This is a genomic window from Aureimonas pseudogalii (genome assembly GCF_014196835.1).
Taxonomy (GTDB): Bacteria; Pseudomonadota; Alphaproteobacteria; order Rhizobiales; family Rhizobiaceae; genus Aureimonas; species Aureimonas pseudogalii.
In genome coordinates this window covers 622,333-641,340 of record NZ_JACIEK010000001.1, presented here as the reverse complement: position 1 = coordinate 641,340, position 19,008 = coordinate 622,333, and the positions used below count along the sequence as shown (strand labels likewise).

Here is a 19,008-nt window from a genome sequence, read left to right as displayed (position 1 = left end):
GCGGCGTGGCGGACATCGGGTAGGCTCGCCGTGGGGACGGCCGGCATGCGTCGATGGACCCTTCTCGTCCTCTGTCTTCTCTTGGTCGGCGGCTGGTACGAGCGTGAACGCATCGCGCCCTATGCGCCCGCGCCGCTCGCGGCCTGGCTTGCGCCGGCCGATCCGGCCGCAGGAGGTCATGGGGCCGGGGGCGCCGGGAGCTCCGGGCGGCGCGGATCGGGCGGCCCGGTCGCGGTGGTGGTCGCCGAGGCCGAGGCCGGCTCGCTGCCGATCCTGCGCGCCACCGTCGGCTGGGTGCGCCCCGTCGCCTCCACGGTGCTGAGCACCGAGGCCACCGGCGTCGTCGCCGAGATCGAGGGCCACGACGGCGCGCGCGTGAAGGCGGGCGACCTCGTCGTGCGGCTGGACGATCGCGCGGCACGGGCGCTGGTCACGAAGGACGAGGCGGCGATCGCCCGCGATCAGGCGACGCTCGACGCCGCCACCGCCTCGCTCAACCGTATCCAACGCCTCGTCCAGTCCGGCGCCAACACGCAGCAGGCCGGCGACGACGCCACCACCGCCGTGCGCAGCGCCACCGCCAGCCTCGACGTCGACCGCGCGACGCTCCTCGCCGATCAGGTGGCGCTCGCCAAGACCGAGATCCGCGCTTCCTTCGACGGGCGGCTCGGCGCCATCGCGCTCTCGGCCGGCGCGCTGGTGACGCCGGGCACCGCCATCGTGACGCTGACGCAGAGCGCGCCCGTCTATGCCGAATTCTCGCTGCCCGAAAACGATCTCGACCTCCTGCACGCCGCCTGGAAGGCCAGGACGCTGACCGCGACGGCGCGACCCGCCGGCGCGACGTCGAGCGAGGGCGAGGGCCCCGTGGTCTTCATCGACAATGCCGTGGACCAGAATTCCGGCACGATCCGCCTGCGCGCGCTCCTGCCCAACGACGACGGCGCCTTCGTGCCCGGCCAGTCGATCGCGGTCGAGGCGCATGCGGGCAACCGCGACGGGCTGGTGCTGGTGCCCGGCGTCGCGGTGGAGCCGCGCGACGACGGATCGGTGGTCTATGTCGCCAAGCCCGATGACACGATCGAGGTCCGCAAGGTCGAGGTGGCGTTGCGGGTCGGCGACCTCGCGGGGCTCTCGGCCGGCCTTGCGGCGGGCGAACGCGTGGTGACGGAAGGGCAGGGCGCGCTCTCCGCCGGTGCGCATGTCAGCGTCAAGGCGCCCGAGCCCGCCAGCGCGCCCGCAGGCGGCGTCGAGACCGTCAAGGTGCCGGCCGGAGCGTCCGCGGATGGGCCAGCGATGCCGCTGCCGGCCACCGCCTCGCGCACTGGCAATGCCACATGAGCGTCTCCGCCCTCTTCATCCGCCGGCCCGTCGCGACGCTGCTTCTGTCGCTCGCCGTCCTCATCGCCGGCATCGCCGCCTATCGGCTGCTGCCGGTGGCCAGCCTGCCGCAGGCCGACTATCCTACCGTCAACGTCTCGGCGCAGCTCGCCGGTGCCTCGCCCGACACGATGGCGAGCGCGGTGGCGACGCCGCTCATCAAGCAGTTCGAGACCATCGCCGGCATCGACACGATCTCGGCGCGCTCCTCGCTCGGCAACACCAGCATCACCCTGCAGTTCGACCTGTCGCGCGACATCGACGCGGCCGCCGCCGACGTGCAGGCCGCCATCGCGCGGGCGACGCGCCAGCTGCCGGACAATCTCACGACGCCGCCCTCCTACCGCAAGGCCAACCCGGCCGACGCGCCGGTGCTGCTGCTCGCGCTCGTCTCCGACGGGGCGCCGCTGACGACGATCGACGACCTCGCCGAGAACGTCGTCTCGCCGGCGCTCTCCACCGTCTCGGGCGTGGCGCAGGCGCAGGTCTACGGCGCCAAGACCTATGCGGTGCGCGTCAAGGTCGATCCTGCCAAGCTCGAAGGGCGCTCGCTGTCGATGGCCAATGTCGCCTCGGCGCTGAAGTCCTCGAACGACCAGACCCCCGTCGGCACGATCCAGACCGCGACGCAGACGCTGACCGTCGATGCCCCGACGCAGCGCACCAGCGCCGCCGAATTCCGCACTCTCGTCATCGCCCGCTCGAACGGCCAGTCCGTGCATCTCGAAGACGTCGCCGACGTCGTCGACAGCGTCGACAACCTGCGCCAGGGCTCCTGGCTCGATGGCCGGCCCGCCATCGTGCTCGCCGTGCAGCGCCAGCCCGGCGCCAACACGGTCGAGGTCGTCGATGCGATCAAGGCCAAGCTGCCGGAGATCGAGGCCAGCCTGCCGGCCTCCATGCACATCCAGCCGACGAACGACGCTTCCACCTCGATCCGGGCCGCCGTCGAGGATGTCCAGTTCACGCTGATGCTGACGATCGCGCTCGTCGTGCTGGTAATCTATCTCTTTCTCGGGCGCGTCTCGGCGACGCTCATCCCCGCGCTCGCCGTGCCCCTGTCGCTGGTGGCCACCTTCGCGGCCATGTATGGGCTCGGCTACTCCATCGACAATCTCTCGCTTCTCGCCCTGACGCTGTCGGTCGGCCTCGTGGTCGACGATGCCATCGTCATGCTGGAGAACATCGTGCGCCACACCGAGGAGGGGATGCGCCCCTTCGAGGCCGCGCTGAAGGGCGCGGGCGAGGTGTCGGGCACCATCGTCTCCATGTCGCTCTCGCTCGTCGCGGTGTTCCTGCCCATCCTGCTGATGGGCGGCGTCGTCGGGCGCGTCCTCGTCGAGTTCGGCATGGTGGTGACGCTCGCCATCCTCGCCTCGGCCGTGGTGTCGCTGACGCTGACGCCGATGCTGGCCGCGCGCCTGCCGCACGCCGAGCCGGCGACGCGGGGGCTCGCCTTCCGCTTCTCGCGCGGTTTCGACCGGGTCACCGCCGCCTATGGCCGCGCGGTCGACTGGTGCCTTCGGCGCAAGGGCTTCGTCTTCGCGATCTTCCTCCTCTCCTTCGCCGCCTCGGCCGTGTTGATGGCCGACCTGCCGCGCTCGTTCTTCCCGCAGGAGGACACCGGCCTCCTCACCGTGTCGACGCAGGCGCGCCAGGACATCTCCTACGACGCGATGGCGGTGCTGCAGGCGAAGGCCGCCGCCGTCGTCTCCGCCGATCCGGCCGTGCTGCACGTCACCTCGACGCTCGGCGGCGGGCCCGGCGGCTCCGCCACCAATTCCGGCAACATGTTCGTGCAACTCACGCCGAAGGCCGAGCGGCCGCCGCTCGACCGGACGATCGCCGGGCTGCGTCGCGCGCTCGCCGAGATCCCCGGCCTCAAGAGCTTCCCGACGCCGGTACAGAGCCTGCGCTTCGGCGGCCGCTCCTCGCAGAGCCAGTATCAGCTCGTGGTGCAGTCGCTCGATGCCGCCGTCGCGCGCGACTGGTCGTCGAAGCTCGAAGGCGCGCTGCGCACCGACCGCGCCACCTTCTCGGATGTCGCGACCGACCTGCAGGACGACGGACTTCAGGCCCGCATCACGGTGGATCGCCCGCGCGCCGACGCGCTCGGCGTCTCCGCGACGGCGTTGCGCGCGGCGCTCGAAGCCGGCTTCGGCACGCTCACGGCGACGCAGATCCAGTCCACCGGCAACAGCTACGACGTGATCCTCGAATATGACGAGCGCTTCCAATGGGATGAGGCGGCGCTGGAGGCGATCCGCGTGCCGGCCGGCGGCGGCACCCTCGTGCCGCTGGCAAGCTTTGCCACCGTCACCCGCACGGCCGGCCCGGTCACGGTCAACCAGACGGGCCAGCTCACCTCCGTCACCCTCTCCTTCAACCTGCCCGAAGGCGTCTCGCTCGGCACCGCCACGGCGCGCGTCGAAGCGCTAAAGGCCGAGATCGGCGTTCCCGCCAGCATCATCACTTCCTATGCCGGCACGGCGCAGGTCTTCCAGCAGGCGACGGGCCATCTCGGCCTCCTCATCGGCGCGGCCGTCCTCACCATCTTCATCGTGCTCGGCATCCTCTACGAGAGTTTCCTCCATCCGCTGACGATCCTCTCCGGCCTGCCCTCGGCGGCGCTCGGCGCGCTCGCCTCGCTGGCGCTATTCGGCTACGACCTCTCGATCATCGCCGTGATCGGGCTGCTGATGCTGATCGGTATCGTCAAGAAGAACGCGATCATGATGATCGACGTGGCGCTGGAACTGCGGCGCGACGGCACGCACGACGCCGAGGGCGCCATCCGCGAAGCCGCGGTGCGCCGCTTCCGCCCGATCATGATGACGACCTTCTGCGCGCTCCTCGGCGCGCTGCCCATCGCGCTGGGGTCCGGCGCCTCGTCGGAACTGCGCCAGCCGCTCGGCGTCGCCGTGGTCGGGGGGCTTCTCGTCAGCCAAGTGCTGACGCTCTTCATCACGCCCGTCATCTTCGTCTTCGTGGAGCGCCTCGCGGGCTTCCTGCGCACCCGCTTCGGCGGATCGCGCGGCGGCATGCCGGCGCCCGCGGAGTAGGGCTCGGCACGGTCTAGCCCTGCCGCGCCGCACCATGCCGGCCGGTTGACGGCGCCCGCGGCGATGGCGAAACAGGACGCCAAGGAGGCCGGCGAGGGTTCGCGCGGCCCGAGCGAGGGCAGTCCATGGCCGAGAACAACCGTCGCAGCGGCATTCGCACCACGCCGGAGGAGGCGCTGGCCTTCCACGCCGAGGGGCGGCCCGGCAAGCTCGAGATCACGCCGACCAAGCCCATGGCGACGCAGCGCGACCTCAGCCTCGCCTATTCGCCGGGCGTCGCGGTGCCCGTCAACGCCATCGCCGCCGATCCGTCCAAGGCCTTCGACTACACGACGCGCGGCAACATGGTGGCCGTGATCTCGAACGGCACGGCGATCCTCGGCCTCGGCAATCTCGGCGCGCTTGCCTCGAAGCCGGTGATGGAGGGCAAGGCGGTGCTCTTCAAGCGCTTCGCCGACGTCGATTCCATCGATCTGGAGATCGACACGGAAGACCCTGACAAGTTCGTCGACGCCGTGCGCTATCTCGGGCCCTCGTTCGGCGGCATCAATCTCGAGGACATCCGCGCCCCCGAATGCTTCATCATCGAGCAGCGCCTGCGCGAGCTCATGGACATTCCCGTCTTCCATGACGACCAGCATGGCACGGCGATCATCGCGCTGGCCGGAATCATCAACGCCGCGCATCTGACGGGCCGCGAGATCTCCGACATCAGGCTCGTGTGCAACGGTGCGGGGGCTGCGGGCATCGCCTGCGTCGAACTCGTCAAGGCGATGGGCGTGCCGCACGACAACGTCATCCTCTGCGACACCAAGGGCGTCATCTTCCAGGGCCGCACCGAGGGCATGAACCAGTGGAAGTCGGCGCACGCCGCCAACACGCCGGCGCGCACGCTGCAGGAGGCGCTGGTCGATGCCGACGTGTTCTTCGGCGTCTCGGCCAAGGGCGCCCTGACGCCCGAGATGGTCTCGGCAATGGCGCCCAATCCCATCATCTTCGCCATGGCCAATCCCGATCCCGAGATCACGCCCGAGGAAGCCCACGCCATCCGCGACGACGCGATCGTGGCCACCGGGCGCTCGGACTACCCGAACCAGGTCAACAACGTCCTCGGCTTTCCCTACATCTTCCGCGGCGCGCTCGACGTGCGCGCCACGCAGATCAACGACGCCATGAAGATCGCGGCGGCGCAGGCGCTGGCCGCGCTCGCCCGCGAGGACGTGCCCGATGCCGTCGCCTCCGCCTACAAGGGCGCGGGACGCCCGAAGTTCGGCCGCGACTACATCATCCCCGCGCCCTTCGACCCCCGTCTCATCACCCACATTCCCGAGGCCGTCGCCCGCGCCGCGATGGAATCGGGCGTCGCGCGCAAGGACATCGAGGACTGGGGCGCCTATCGCAACCAGCTGGCCTCACGCCGCGACCCCACCGCCGGCACCTTCCAGAACATCTTCGCCAAGCTGCGCCAGAGCCCGCGCAAGGTGGTGTTCGCGGAAGGCGAAGAGGAGCAGGTGATCCGCGCCGCCGCGTCCTACGTGGCGCAGGGGCTCGGCCGCGCCGTGCTCGTCGGCCGCGAGGATCGCATCGAGGAGACCGCGCGCTTTGCCGGCGTCGAGCTGAAGGACGGGATGGAGATCCAGAACGCCAAGCTCTCGACCCGCACGCAGGCCTATTCCGAGCATCTCTACGCCCGCCTGCAGCGCGAGGGCTACCTGCAGCGCGACTGCCACCGCCTCATCAACACCGACCGCAACCATTTCGCCGCCGCCATGGTGGCGCTCGGCGATGCCGACGCGATGGTCTCGGGCCTCACCCGCAACTATTCCGTGGTGCTCGAAGACGTGCGCCACGTCATCGATCCCAAGCCCGGACGCGCCGTGATCGGCATCTCCATCGTCATCGCCAAGGGCCGCACGACCTTCGTCGCCGACACCGCCGTGCACGACATGCCCACCGCCGCGCAGCTCGCGCGCATCGCCATCGAGGCCGCGCGCTTCGCCAAGAAGCTCGGCCACACGCCGCGCGTCGCCTTCCTCGCCCATTCCACCTTCGGCCACCCGCCCTCGGAGCGCTCCGAGCGGGTGCGCGAGGCCGTCGGCATCCTCGCTCAGAACAGCGCCGACTTCGAATTCGACGGCGAGATGGGCGCCGACGTCGCGCTCAATCCCGAACTGATGGCCGCCTATCCGTTCTGCCGCCTCACCGGGCCGGCCAACGTCCTCGTCATGCCGGCCTTCCACTCCGCCTCGATCTCCACCCGCATGGTGCAGGAACTCGGCGACACCACCGTGCTCGGCCCGATCCTCGTCGGCCTCGAGAAGCCCGTGCAGATCGTCGGCCTCGGCGCCAAGGACACCGACATCGTCAACATGGCCGCCTTCGCGGCCTTCTCGGCGGGCGAGTAGGCGCGGCGCCGGCGCACGAAGAGCCGATCCGGCGAACACGGGTTCCCCGGATCGGCTCTCCGTCTTCTTTGGCCGCGGAGCTTTCGAGACGCATCGCTCGATGCGGTTGCGATGCGTGTCGGCGTCGTGGGGAACGAGGATCTCGCGACTTTGGTTCGAAGGAATGACGGCCAGAGCCCCCATTTGGGTGATCTCCCTTCGCAAGGCGCGTCGGCGGCTGCTCGACGGGGAGTCCTGAATGTCGATCCGCCGAGTTGCGCGCGACGATGCCGGGAGCATCGTCAGCGCAGCAGGCCTTCGGTTTCAAAGGTATCCCATTCGCGTAAGGTCGGGCTTTGATCTCGACCGCCGGTCCGTTTCTTCGCAGCGGTTGTTTTGCGCGCATCTTTCGCCCCTCGTGTCAGGGCGGCTCTGGCGCCTGCTCGACGGCGGTTCTCGGCGGTTGTCTGCGCATCCTCGTTGCGCCAGACGGACGCAAGGTCGCGGTCCTGAACGTCCTCGATATGCCTGGGATCGAAGACATGGAATGTCACGGCCTTCGCGCGCCCACGCAGTTTCACGGTCCGCATGCCCGCGCTTTTCAACCGACCGTCCTTCGTCCACTTCAGCCGCTCGCGCGGCGAGATGGTCAGGATGTCATCGACCTCGCGTGGCAGGACGGCCAGTGTGTCGACCCCGCCGAGCACCTGTTCCACGACCTTGGAAGCTTCGGTGAGACGGTGGTCCTCTCCCGCCTCGAAGGTCAGCCGGATGGCACCCTCGTCGACGGCGAGGTGCTTGCGGTCGGGAAAGGACAGATGTCCCTTGATCTCGCGCTCGATCCCTTTGGCCCGCACGCTGGAGCCGAGTGCGGCTGCCATCGGGAAGGGCCACTCCGCGACGAGCTGCGAGTCGGCGTTGACGTCGTGGCGGTTCATCCGCTTCGAACGAAGATCGACGCGTTTGTTTCCGGACCGGCTCTAACGAACACGGGCCAACACGGACAATGTCGCCTCCAAGAGGGCTGTCGTTCCAGCCGCCGCGAAGTGGGGTTCGACATGCTCCGCCTCGTTGTGGCTGATCCCGTCGCGGCAAGGGCAGAAGATCATCGCGGTCGGAGCGCAGCGTGCGAGATGGACCGCGTCGTGGAAGGCGCCCGACACGATGCGGCGCGTGGCGAGCTTGGCACGCTGCGCGCTCTCCTCGACCAGGCGGACCATCGTCTCCGGAAAGACGATCGGCGGCATGTCGAGAAGCCGATGGATCGACAGCCGGCAGGCGGAATCCGCGGACGCGTTTTTGCAGGCGGCCCGAACCTGGCGTTCGAGACCGGCGAGGACCGCCGCATCGGGATGGCGCAGATCGATCGTGAAGCGCACGCTTTCGGGAACCGAGTTGATCGAGCCGGGCTGCACCTCGATCCGACCGATGGTGAAACGAGCGTCGGGATCGGTCGGCATGACGGTTCGATAGAGCTCGGCCATCGCGGTCGCCGCGGCCCGCATCGGATCCTGCCGGAAGTCGAGGGGTGTCGTTCCCGCATGCGCCGCCCGGCCTTCAAGTTCGACGGCCAGCCAGAGCGTTCCCTGGATGCCGGTGACGACGCCGATCGGCGTGTTCTCCCGTTCGAGAACCGGACCCTGCTCGATGTGGAGTTCGAGATAGGCGGCGATGGGAAAGCCGAGAGACGTCACCGGGGCAGGAAGCGATCCGATCGTCGCCGCCAGCTCATCGCCGAGCCGCGCGCCGTCGGAGGCGCGTGCGTCCAGCCATTCCGCTGGCAACAGGCCCGAAGCGAAGGCCTGCGATCCCATCGCGCCGGGCGCGAAGCGGCTGCCTTCCTCGTTGGTCCACACCGCAATCTCGACGGAGCGCGGGGCGCTGACTCCCGCGTCCTCCAGGGCTTCGAGAACCTCGAAGGCGGCGAGGACGCCGAGCGCGCCGTCGAAGCGGCCACCGGTCGGCTGGGTGTCGAGATGACTGCCGAGAAGCAGCGGTGGCAGGTCGGCGTCCTCGCCCGGGCGGCGCAGGAAGAGGTTGGCGGCCGCGTCCTGACGGACGGAGAAGCCGCGGCTTCCCGCGAGGTCCACCAGCAGTGCGCGCGCCTGCCGGTCGCCCTGCGTCAGGGCCTGCCGATCGACGCCGCCCTTCGGCGTGGCGCCGATCGCGGCGAAGCGGGCGAGGCGATCCTGAAGCCGATCGGGCCGGATCGCCGGCCGTCCGCTCATCGCGGCAGCCCGGCGGTGAACGCCTTCACGCGCTCGGGGTCGACCTGGTTCCACCAGACGCCGTCGTATTTGAGGGAGCTGGCAACGATGACCCCATCGGCGACGGACAGGATGTCGCCGACATTCTCGTGCGTGACGCCGCTGCCCACGAGCGTCGGCAGGTTGGCGGCCTCCTTGATCATGCGGATGTAGGACAGCTCGGCGGCATGGCCGGTGCGCTGGCCGGTGGCGATCACCACGTCGGCGTCGAAGAAGACGAGATCCTTGACCTGCTCCTCCACCGGCCGGTCGGCGACGATGGCGTGGGCTCCGTGTTTTACGTGCGCGTCGGCGAAGATGCGGATGCCCTTGGCACGAAGCTGGGCGCGATACCGCATGGCGCGCGCCGCCTCGCCCTCGACGAAGCCCTCGTTGGCGACGTAGGCGTTGGCCCACTGGTTGACCCGCACGAAGGCGGCGCCCGAGGCGCTGGCGATCGCGAGCGCGGGAATGGCGGCGTTGGCGAGGACGTTGATGCCGATCGGGCGACCGAGCTCGCGCCGGATCCGGTCTGCGACGACCGCCATGTACGCCGACGTCTCCGGGCCGATCGCATCGGGCTTGGAGAACGGCACGTCGCCGTGGTTCTCGACGATCACGCCGTCGCAGCCGCCGCCGAGATAGGCGCGCGCGTCGTCGAGCCCGCGCCGGTAGATCGTCTCGACCGCCTCGCCGTCGAAGCGCGGGCTGCCGGGGAGGGGGGCGAGATGCACCACCCCGATGATCGCGCGCCGGGTGCCGAAGATGGCCTGGAGCGTGTCGCCGGGCGCCTGTCCGATGGGCTGGGATGAAGGGCTCATGTGCGTTCTCTCTCATACCATGTCTGAAACTCGCCGCGGTCCGGACCGCAGCCGAAGGTGCCGGCCCGCGTGACGGCGATCGCCGCCGCCCATCCCGCGAGGCGGAGGGCCGGCTCGAACCCGTGCCCAAGCGACAGGCGCGCGGCAAGGGTGCCGCAGAAGACGTCGCCCGCGCCGCTCGTGTCCACCGCGCGGGCAGCGTGGGCGGCGCGGGATCGGGGCCTTTCGTCCGGCCCTTCCGCGAAGACGAAGCCCTCCGCGCCGAGCGTGACGACCGCCGCCCCACTGATACGCCCGCACAGGGCTTCGACCATCCGGTCGGGCGCGTGCTCGCCGGTCAACGTCTCGCCTTCCACGCGATTGACGACGACGACATGCGGCATGCCGTCGAGCATGTCGGCGTGCGTTCCGAGCGGGCTGGCGTTGAGGATCGTCCGCAGGCCGAGCGCGCGGCCGGTCCGGAGCGCCGCGCGGGTCGCGTTCGGCGTCAGATTGCCCTGCAGCACGAGGACGTCGCCGCCCTGCGCCCTCTCGAACCAGCGGCTGGAGACGGGATCGAAGGCGAGGGCGCAGGCGACGGCGCTGGCGATCTGGTTCTCGCCGTCGGCATCGACCAGCACCGCCGAGCGGTCGGTCGGCAAGGGGAGGACCAACAGGCCGCGGTCGCAGAGGCCCGCGTCCAGAAGACCGCGCCGCACCACGGCGGCCTCCGCGTCCGACCCCACGGCCGACCAGAGTGTCACCTCTGCGCCGGCGCGCAGGGCCGCGAGGGCCTGATTGGCCCCCTTGCCGCCAAGCGCGACGCCGACGCCCGACGCGTTCAGCGTCTCGCCGGGTTTGGGAAAGCGGGCGAGACGGAACGTCGTGTCGAGCCCGACATTGCCGACGACGTGAACGGCCATGCGCCCAGCGCCTCCCTACTTCGCCGTCGCCCAGGCGAGCATGGCGCCGAAGAGCCTGGCGTAGCCGTCCCAGCGGATGAACTCGCCCGGCAGCCAGTGCGGTCCGACGTCCGACGTCCAGACCAGCGAGCGGCCCTTGCCGTAGGTACCGGTGACGAGCAGCGGCTGCGCGCCGTAGTCGTCGGAGACCGTGGCCAGCACCTCGGCGCCCGGCTTCAGCTCCACCTCGTTGTAGCCCAGAAGCAGCGGCCACTGCGTGCCCAGCCCGTCGAGGATCGGGTGCGAGGCGTCGCCCGTCACCACGGGAACGAAGCCCTCGGGCACCTCCACCCGATCGTCGAAGCGCAGGCACGTGACCGGCAGCACGTCCTCCACCGGCGTGCGGGCGTAGCGGGCGCCGCCGTTGATGCCCTGGAACGAGTAGTAGCCGCCGAACATCAGCAGCGCGCCGCCCCCTTCCACGTAGTCGCGCAGGAGCTTCAGCCGGTTCGGCGTCGGCTTGGAGTGGATCCACGTATCGGGATGCAGCAGCAGCGTGTTGGCGCCGATGTCCGACAGGATCACCGCGTCGTATTCGCCGAGCGCCTCGAGGGTCTGGGGAAAGTCCCTCTGCGCCTGATGGGCGGGCATGAAGGTGATGTCGAAGGGGCTGTCCTTCAGCGCGGCCAGAAGCTCGTCCGCGCCCTGGTGGTAGGTCACGGTCGGGAACTGGTCGAAACCCTTGATGTGGGTCGCGGTGGACACCCAGCTTTCGCCGGCCAGGAGAACCTTCTTACGGGACATGGGGATGTTTCCTTGAGGCAACGGGATCAGGTGGCCGAGAAGACGGCACGGGGATTGTCGACCATCATGCGGTCGATCACGGCGTCCTCGACGCCGCGGCGCTTGAGGCGCGGCACGAAGTGGCGGAGCACGTGAGCGTAGCCGAAGCCGCCGTAGCGGGTCAGCATCATCTTGAGGAAGACGTCCTGGCTGAGGAGGATGCGGTCGGCGAAGCCGGCGTCCACCAGATGGTGGATGGCGCGGGCGTTCTCCTCGTCGGAGGGGCACTGCGCGTCCTGGTCGGCATAGTAGTAGTCCATGCCGATCATGTCGTATTCCAGGAAGGCGCCGCGCCGGGCGAGGCTCGTCTGGTAGTCGAGGTCGTCGTGGCTCGGGTTCATGTGGCAGAGGACGGTGTGGCCGAGGTCCGCGCCTTCGCCCTCCACCACGTCGAGCACCTCGTGGGCGAGGCGCTCCCAGCCCGGCAGGTGGATCGAGAGGGGCACGCCGGTGCGCGCCGAGGCGCGGGCGGCGCCCGTCAGCGACTTCCGCTCCTCGGCGGTGAAGTCCTTGGAGACGCCGACCTCGCCGATGATGCCGGCCACGATCTCCGGGCGATCCTCGGTGCCGCCGACGTCGCGCGCGATGAAATCGGCGACCTCGTCGACGCTCATCGCCTTCAGCCAGTCGGGATGGCTGAACTCGAGATAGAAGCCCGAGCCCATCACGATCTTCAGCCCGCTCATGCGCTGGATGCGGCGAAGCCCCTCCGGGTCGCGTCCGATGCCGAAATTGGTGGGATCGACCACCGTGTGCCCGCCCAGCGCCTGGAACATCTTCAGTTCCGACAGGGCGAGATCGCCGTCGTCCAGCGAGACGTTGTCGCGGTTCATGTAGGGGTTCATACGCAGCTCGCCGATGATCTCGAGGCGCACGGGGCCTTCGTTGAGCACCGGGTCGGGCGGATGGCACGGACAGCGCCAGGACTTGGCGCCGTCGAGGAAGACGTGCTCGTGCATGAGCGTCACGCCCATGTCGGCGACGGCCAGGGGGCCATCCACCGTCATCACGTGACCGGAGCGAACGCCGATCCCGGCGGCGGACGGACGACGTGAGGCGGGATCGCGGAAGTCGAGCGCCATCGGATCAGCGCCCGCGCGAGGCGCCGCGGAACAGGCGGAAGTTCAGCCAGATCGCGACGAGGATGATGGTGCCGGTGATGATCGGCGTCAGGAAGGGCGACATATGCGCGAGGATCAGCCCGTTGGCGATGACGGCGACCGTCAGCGCGCCGAGCAGCGTGCCGACCATCGTGCCGCGTCCGCCGAAGAGCGAGGTGCCGCCGAGCACGACCGCCGCGATCACCTCGAGCTCGAAGCCCTGGCCGGAATTGGACGAGCCCGAGCCGAGGCGTCCGGCCAGCACGACCCCGGCCAGCGCCGCGGCGGTGGAGGACAGCATGTAGACGAAGAGCAGCGTGCGCCGGACGTCGACGCCGGCACGGCGCACGGCTTCCTTGTTCGCGCCGATGCCGGTGACGTAGCGTCCGAAGCGCGTGCCGTTGAAGACGAGATAGGCGCCTGCGAGAACCGCGAGCGCGATCCACGCGGGAATGGGCACGCCGAGGAACCAGCCGCGTCCGAGGGTGACGAAGATGCTCGTCGGCTCGATCGGAATGGAATAGCCGCCGGTGATGAGCAGGGCGACGCCGCGGATCACCGAGAGGCCCGCGAGCGTCACGATGAAGGCCGGAATGCCCTCATAGGCGATGAAGAAGCCCTGCAGCGCGCCGATGCCGGCGCCGAGCGCCAGCATCGCGAGGATGGTCAGCGGCCAGGAGAGACCGAGCTGCAGAAGCGCCGCCGAGAGGGCGCAGACCAGCGCCAGCACCGAGCCGACCGAGAGATCGATGCCGCCCGTCGTGATGACGAAGGTCATGGACGCCGCGACGATGAGGAGCGGTGCGGACTGGCGGACGATGTTGAGGAGGTTGGGCGTCGAGAGGAACGCGTCGGTCGCCAGGCCAAAGAGCAGGCAGACGACGGCGAAGAAGATGGCGATCGAGCCCACGGCGCCATTGGCGACGAAACGGTCGCGCAGGGTCGCCTTGCGCACGCGCGGCGCGGCAGGTGCATGGAGATGGCCGCCCTGGCCCGCGATGCCCGAGGTCATGCCCGTGCTCCCTGCGCGTGGTCGGCCCGCGCCGAGCGCGCCTGGAACCGGCGCCCGACGATGAGGTTCACGACCTCCTCGATGTTGGTGTCCGCGATGCGCCGCTCCGCGACGTTGCGGCCCTCGTACATGACCTGGATGCGGTCGCAGACGAGGAAGAGGTCCTGCAGCCGGTGCGTGATCAGGATGACGCTGACCCCGCGCGCCGACACGGTGCGGATGAGCTCCAGCACCGCCTCGACCTCGGCCACCGCGAGTGCGGCGGTCGGCTCGTCCATGATGAGGATCTTCGGCTCGAACGAGGCGGCGCGGCCGATGGCGATCGACTGGCGCTGCCCGCCCGAGAGGTTCTCGACGAGAAGGCGGGTGTCGGCGATGACGATGCCGAGCGTTTCCAGCATCGCCTTCGCCTCGTCGTGCATGCGCCGCTTGTCGAGGAGCTTGAGCCCGGCCACCCGGCGACGCGGCTCGCGCCCGAGGAAGATGTTGCCGGCGACGTCCACCGTGTCGCAGAGCGACAGGTCCTGGTAGACCATCTCGACATGCGCGGCGCGCGCGTCGGCGGGCGAGGCGAAGGCGACGGCCTTCCCGTCGATCTCGATCGTGCCGCTGTCCGGCACGACGGCGCCCGACAGCACCTTGGACAGCGTGGACTTGCCCGCGCCGTTGTCGCCGACGAGCCCCAGAACCTCGCCCGGCGCCAGATGCAGGGAAACGTCGTGAAGCGTCTGGATGGGACCGTAACGCTTGGAGATGCCGGTCATCCGGACCCGGTCGGGTGTGGCTGTCATGGCGCCGCTCGGCTGGAGAAAAACGGGGAGGGGCGGGCCGAAGCCCGCCCGGAGGGCTCGTTACTGGAACATGCCCCGGAACTGGTCGACGTTCTCCTTGGTGACGATCGTCACGGGGATGTTGATGATCGGCTCGACGCTCTCGCCCTTCTTCAGCTTGGCGAGCGCCTCGACGGCCGCCTTGCCCTCGCCGGCCGGGTCCTGCTGCACCACGGCGGCGACCCAGCCCTCGTCGATGCCCTTGACCGCCTGGGCGGTCAGGTCCCAGCCGAACACCTTCACGTCGCTCTGCCGGCCCTGGCTCTCGACGGCCGAGACGGAGCCGATCAGCGCCGGCTCGCCGGTCGCGTAGAGCGTCGCCATCGTCGGGTTGGCGGTCATCAGGTTCTCGGCGGCGCCGAGCGCCACGTCCTGGACGTTCTGCCCGTCCACCGTGTCGAGGAACTCGACCTTCGCGCCGCTCTCCGTCACGGCCTTCTTGAAGCCGTCGAGGCGCTGGTTCTGGATGAAGGAGTTCAGAGCGCCGACGACGCCCACCGTCGCCTCGCCCTTCATCTGCGCCTTCACGTACTCGGCGTAGAACCTGCCGATCTCCTCGCCTGCCTTCATGTTGTCGACGCCGACGAAGGAGACGTTGTCGCCGCCCGGAATCTGCGCGTCGATCGCGATCACCGGGATGCCGGCCTTCTTGGCTTCGGTGATGGCGGGCTTCACGCCGTTCACGTCGATGGCGATCAGGATGATGCCGTCGACCTTCTGGGTGATGTAGTTCTCGATCGCGGTGTTCTGGGCGGCGGGAACGTTGTTGGCGTCGTAGATCACCAACTCGGCGCCGGCTGCCTTGGCCGCCGCCTTCGCGCCGTCGTTGATCTGGTTGAAGAAGAGGGCCTGCTGGTTGATCGTCACCAGGGCGAAGGTGTCGGCCAGAGCCGCCGAGGCGGTGCCGCCCAGAAGCGTCAGGGCGGCGGCACCGGCGAGGAAATGGGAAAGGCGCATGTTCCAGTTCTCCTTGATCGAGACACCCGTCCATCGGGCCGTGCCGTCGTCAGCAAGGAGAGAATTCAAGAGACTTGAACATTTATCAATTATCTTGATGGGTTTCGCGCCGATGCGTGCGTCTGCCCTTTGATTGTGCATTGCCGCACGTCATTTGTGCGCTGCGGCCGCGGCGCCGCGCATCCGGCGCCGCCGCGACAAAACAGCGAACCATTGTACCGACCTGCCCGTCTGTTGTTCAGAACGTGGGCGGCGTGTTGACCCAGAAAATGCTGGCGCGCCCGGTTCCGGCGTTGCGATAATGGTGGGGTCTCCCCGACTGGAAAGCGAACGAATCGCCTTCGAACAGCCGAAAGGACAGGTCGTCGACGATCAGTTCGACCTCGCCCGCAACGACGTAGCCGACTTCCTCGCCCACATGCTGGATCGGCCCCGCGCTGGAGCCACCGGCATCGATATGGTGGATGTTGCACTGGAGGAGATGGCCGACGGAATAGGGAATGACCCGTTCCAGAGTGATGCCCTCTCCTTGGCGAAGGGGGTCGAGGGTGATGAAGGGGCGCTGTCCGGCGCGAAAGACGATGCCTTCTTCGCCATCCACTTCCTCGAACATGCGGCCAATGTTCGTTCCCAAGGCCTCCACCAGACGATGCAGCATCGGGAGCGACGGCGAGGCCTTGCCGTTCTCGATCTTCGACAGGAGACTCTCGGAACAGCCTGCGGACGCCGCCAGGTTCTTCAGCGTCATCTCCTTGGTTTGGCGAGCCAGCTTCAGTCGCACACCAAGCCTGTTCGGGGAGGCCAAGACATCACTGCGAGCGACCCGCGATCCGTCCGAAGGTTTCGGTTTCGAGTTCATTCACGTCTTCCACGGCATTGTCATGCCGCAAGATAGAATGGACGTGTCGCCGATTTTCAAGTCGGTTGAACATCATTCAATCGGTCAGTCGGTGGACGGCCGTCAGGGACGTCGAGAGGCAAGAGCGAGAACGACATCGTCCCCAGGCGGTCCTGCGCCGAGACTCTCGTGGATTTGCCTGATCACGAATGACGACGTTGCGCCGATAAAGGGAACCGGTGGGTCAACAACTTGGGCCCGGTGACGACGTTCGATCCCGCTTTGTCAGCGATAACGACGGTACCCAAGGCGTTCGACCAAGTACGAGACACGCATGATCTCGATGAATGAGCCGAAGGCTTCGTCAGGACTGTTCGATCCTTCGAGCCTTGCCACCGGTGAAGATCACCACGTTGCCGAAGAGGGTCAGAACCAGTCCGGCCACGGAGGTCCCGTCCCACTGGTAGCCCTCGAACATCGTCGAAAGGGACAGCGCGACGATCGGGAAGAGGACGGTCGTGTAGGCAGCCCGGGACGAGCCGATGCGCGCCACCAGCATCAGGTAGGTGGTGAAGCCGACCACCGACCCGATGGCGGCGAGGTAGACGAGAGCGGCTAGATAGGTTGGGGAGGGCGGCGCGACGACCGGTGTCCGCGTCAGGCCGATCAGGACGAGAAGGAAGAGCGCGCCATAGGTCATGCCCCAGGCATTGGCCGTGACGGGGGCGATGCCGGTGGCGCTGTTGCGGCGGGAGACCATGTTGCCGAGCGAGAAGAACAGCGTGCCGAGCGCGGCGAGGCCGACGCCCTTCAACGTATCGACGTTCATGCCGACCAGAACGGCTTCCCCGAACAGAAGGAGGAGGCCGCTGGCGCCGAGCAGAGCCGCCGCCAGCGTGCGGGCCGTGATCCGGTCGCCGAAGAACAGGCGCGCGTTCACCGCGTTGTAGATGGTCGCCAGCGAGAACACGATCGAGACCAGTCCGGAGGGGATGTAGGCGGCGGCGCTGTAGAAGCAGATGAAGTTCAGGCTGAAGAGGCAGAGCGCCTGGGCCAGGACGAAGGGCTGGTCGCGCAGCGGCGGCCGCTTCAGGCGTCCCGTGGCCGCCAGCACGGCGACGAGGAGGAGCGCGGCGAGCGCGAAGCGGTAGAAGACGGAAACGAGAACCGGCACGGGGCCGACCTGAAGCGCGATGGCGATCCAGGTCGTGCCCCAGATGAGGACGGTGGAGACGAACAGCGCTGCATTCATGGTGGTCGGCTCCCTTGGGCTCACGACCGTTAGGAGATCGACGGCGCGACGGCTTGCAGGATCTTGCGGTGAACGGACAAGCCGGCGGATCCGCTCGTGGGCTCGCCGGATCGTCGATGCTACGACGGTCGACGTGTTCCGCCGGGGTCTCGCGATGATGCCAAGCCTTCCCACCGTGTTCAACTCGCTCTCGGCCTCGCCGTCGGCTCGGGTTCTCCAGCATCTCGATCTCGGATCGAACCGGTCCGCCGCGATCTGGGCCAACGAACGCGACCGCATGTCCTACGAGCGGCCGGGCGGGCATACGATCAGCCTCTATCTCGCCGGGGGGACCGGCACGCGGCGGCTCGACATCGATACCGCCGGCGGGTGGCCCGGTGCGCTATGCATCATGCCGCAAGGCCAGTCGTCCGAATGGGACATCACCGACGCCTTCCGCTTCGTGCATCTCTACATTCCCGACGATCAGGCGCGTCGGGTCTTTGCGGAGACCTTCGACCGCGATGCGCGGATGATGGTGATGCCGGAAGTGACGTTCGGCGATGCGCCGATGCTCGCCCCCGTGTTGCGAGACCTGGCCGAGGCGACGCTCGTCGGCGATCACATGCGGGCGGAAACGGCGGGGATCGCGGCGTTGGTTCGCCTCTACGACGATCCACGGTATGGCGGAGCGAAGCGGGACGGCGTCCGGGGCGGGTTGGCCCCGCATCTCTGTCGCCGCCTGCGCGACCAGATCGAGGCCGACCTGCATCGCACCATCCGCCTGGAGGATCTCGCGCGCCTCGTGCAGCTCAGCGAGTTTCATCTCCAGCGGATGTTTCGGGCGAGCTTCGGCATCTCGCCCCATGCCTTCGTCGGCCACCGCCGCATCGTGCGCGCCAGATCCCTGCTGAAGGGCGTCGAGCCGATCGCCGAGATCGCCTCCGCCTGCGGCTTCAGCAGCCAGAGCCATCTGACCCGGGCCTTCAGGACCGCGACGGGAATGACGCCCGGCGCCTACCGCCATCGCGTTGGTGAGGGGCGGCATGGAACGGAGGACGCTACAGCTTGAAAGCATGATGCTCGACGGACGACGGATGCTATCCGATTTCCGCCGAAGCCACTCCTCTGCACGAACTGGTACGGCCGTTACGTCCTCAGCCGTCCCGATCTTGAAGAGACGACGGCCGAGCTTGGTCTTTCCGTCGACCACATCGCCGTCTACCGATGGATCCAGTCCACCGTCCTCTTCGAGAACGTCAACTTGCCAACGCGGCCGTTCAGAATCGTGCCTGCGGTCAAATCCAGAAAAAGCCATTCCGGCGTGAGGCCGGCAGACTGGGCGCTCGAATGGGGAAGCAGACGGCGGAACCGGGAAGACGCGCACATGGCATCGACGGCGCCCCACGAAGGACGTTCTTCG

Annotated in this window: 15 protein-coding genes; 4 read left to right on the top strand and 11 right to left on the bottom strand. The window is 68.6% G+C overall.

Annotated elements, in window-relative coordinates; all coding sequences use genetic code 11:
• The first annotated feature begins 45 nt into the window (after positions 1 to 45).
• The 3 genes from GGR04_RS02870 (at position 46) to GGR04_RS02860 (ending at position 6,847) form a co-directional block, all read left to right on the top strand.
• Positions 46 to 1,341: an efflux RND transporter periplasmic adaptor subunit gene (locus GGR04_RS02870; RefSeq protein ID WP_183197644.1), complete on the top strand. Its 1,296-nt coding sequence runs from the start codon at positions 46 to 48 to the stop codon at positions 1,339 to 1,341.
• On the top strand, positions 1,338 to 4,442 hold the full coding sequence (locus GGR04_RS02865) for an efflux RND transporter permease subunit (protein WP_183197642.1): 3,105 nt from the start codon (positions 1,338 to 1,340) through the stop codon (positions 4,440 to 4,442). Before GGR04_RS02870 ends, GGR04_RS02865 begins: the two co-directional genes overlap by 4 nt.
• A gap of 125 nt (positions 4,443 to 4,567) precedes the next feature.
• Positions 4,568 to 6,847: an NADP-dependent malic enzyme gene (locus GGR04_RS02860; RefSeq protein WP_183197640.1), complete on the top strand. Its 2,280-nt coding sequence runs from the start codon at positions 4,568 to 4,570 to the stop codon at positions 6,845 to 6,847.
• A 281-nt stretch (positions 6,848 to 7,128) separates the two neighbouring features.
• Here GGR04_RS02860 and GGR04_RS02855 read toward each other — a convergent pair whose 3' ends face one another.
• The 11 genes from GGR04_RS02855 to GGR04_RS02805 all read right to left on the bottom strand — a co-directional run bounded on the left by GGR04_RS02855 (position 7,129) and on the right by GGR04_RS02805 (position 17,606).
• On the bottom strand, positions 7,129 to 7,764 hold the full coding sequence (locus GGR04_RS02855; protein WP_183197637.1) for a hypothetical protein: 636 nt from the start codon (positions 7,762 to 7,764) through the stop codon (positions 7,129 to 7,131).
• A 42-nt stretch (positions 7,765 to 7,806) separates the two neighbouring features.
• The gene (locus GGR04_RS02850) at positions 7,807 to 9,054 is read right to left on the bottom strand and encodes a Zn-dependent hydrolase (protein WP_183197635.1); all 1,248 of its coding nucleotides are present in this window, start codon (positions 9,052 to 9,054) and stop codon (positions 7,807 to 7,809) included.
• Positions 9,051 to 9,893, bottom strand: a complete 843-nt coding sequence (locus GGR04_RS02845; protein ID WP_183197633.1) for a BtpA/SgcQ family protein — start codon at positions 9,891 to 9,893, stop codon at positions 9,051 to 9,053. Before GGR04_RS02845 ends, GGR04_RS02850 begins: the two co-directional genes overlap by 4 nt.
• Positions 9,890 to 10,795 (bottom strand): PfkB family carbohydrate kinase, encoded by a 906-nt coding sequence (locus GGR04_RS02840; protein ID WP_183197632.1) that lies wholly within the window; start codon positions 10,793 to 10,795, stop codon positions 9,890 to 9,892. The genes GGR04_RS02845 and GGR04_RS02840 overlap by 4 nt, the downstream gene beginning before the upstream one ends.
• Positions 10,796 to 10,810: 15 nt before the next feature.
• Positions 10,811 to 11,578: a glutamine amidotransferase gene (locus GGR04_RS02835; protein WP_183197629.1), complete on the bottom strand. Its 768-nt coding sequence runs from the start codon at positions 11,576 to 11,578 to the stop codon at positions 10,811 to 10,813.
• Between the two features lie 26 nt (positions 11,579 to 11,604).
• Positions 11,605 to 12,699 (bottom strand): phosphotriesterase family protein, encoded by a 1,095-nt coding sequence (locus GGR04_RS02830; protein WP_183197627.1) that lies wholly within the window; start codon positions 12,697 to 12,699, stop codon positions 11,605 to 11,607.
• 4 nt (positions 12,700 to 12,703) lie between these two features.
• On the bottom strand, positions 12,704 to 13,729 hold the full coding sequence (locus GGR04_RS02825; RefSeq protein WP_183197625.1) for an ABC transporter permease: 1,026 nt from the start codon (positions 13,727 to 13,729) through the stop codon (positions 12,704 to 12,706).
• Entirely contained in the window at positions 13,726 to 14,520 is a 795-nt protein-coding gene (locus tag GGR04_RS02820; protein WP_183197623.1) for an ATP-binding cassette domain-containing protein, read from the bottom strand. Before GGR04_RS02820 ends, GGR04_RS02825 begins: the two co-directional genes overlap by 4 nt.
• 60 nt (positions 14,521 to 14,580) lie before the next feature.
• Positions 14,581 to 15,516, bottom strand: coding sequence for an ABC transporter substrate-binding protein (locus tag GGR04_RS02815; RefSeq protein ID WP_183197621.1), 936 nt, complete (start codon positions 15,514 to 15,516; stop codon positions 14,581 to 14,583).
• A 238-nt stretch (positions 15,517 to 15,754) separates the two neighbouring features.
• Positions 15,755 to 16,375: a cupin domain-containing protein gene (locus tag GGR04_RS02810; RefSeq protein ID WP_183197619.1), complete on the bottom strand. Its 621-nt coding sequence runs from the start codon at positions 16,373 to 16,375 to the stop codon at positions 15,755 to 15,757.
• 343 nt (positions 16,376 to 16,718) lie between these two features.
• Positions 16,719 to 17,606 carry a DMT family transporter gene (locus tag GGR04_RS02805; RefSeq protein WP_183197617.1) on the bottom strand — a complete coding sequence of 296 codons (888 nt, stop codon included), beginning with the start codon at positions 17,604 to 17,606 and terminating at the stop codon, positions 16,719 to 16,721.
• A gap of 157 nt (positions 17,607 to 17,763) precedes the next feature.
• Between GGR04_RS02805 and GGR04_RS02800 the strand changes: the two genes are divergently transcribed.
• Positions 17,764 to 18,657, top strand: coding sequence for a helix-turn-helix transcriptional regulator (locus GGR04_RS02800; RefSeq protein WP_512698875.1), 894 nt, complete (start codon positions 17,764 to 17,766; stop codon positions 18,655 to 18,657).
• The last annotated feature ends 351 nt before the right edge of the window (positions 18,658 to 19,008 follow it).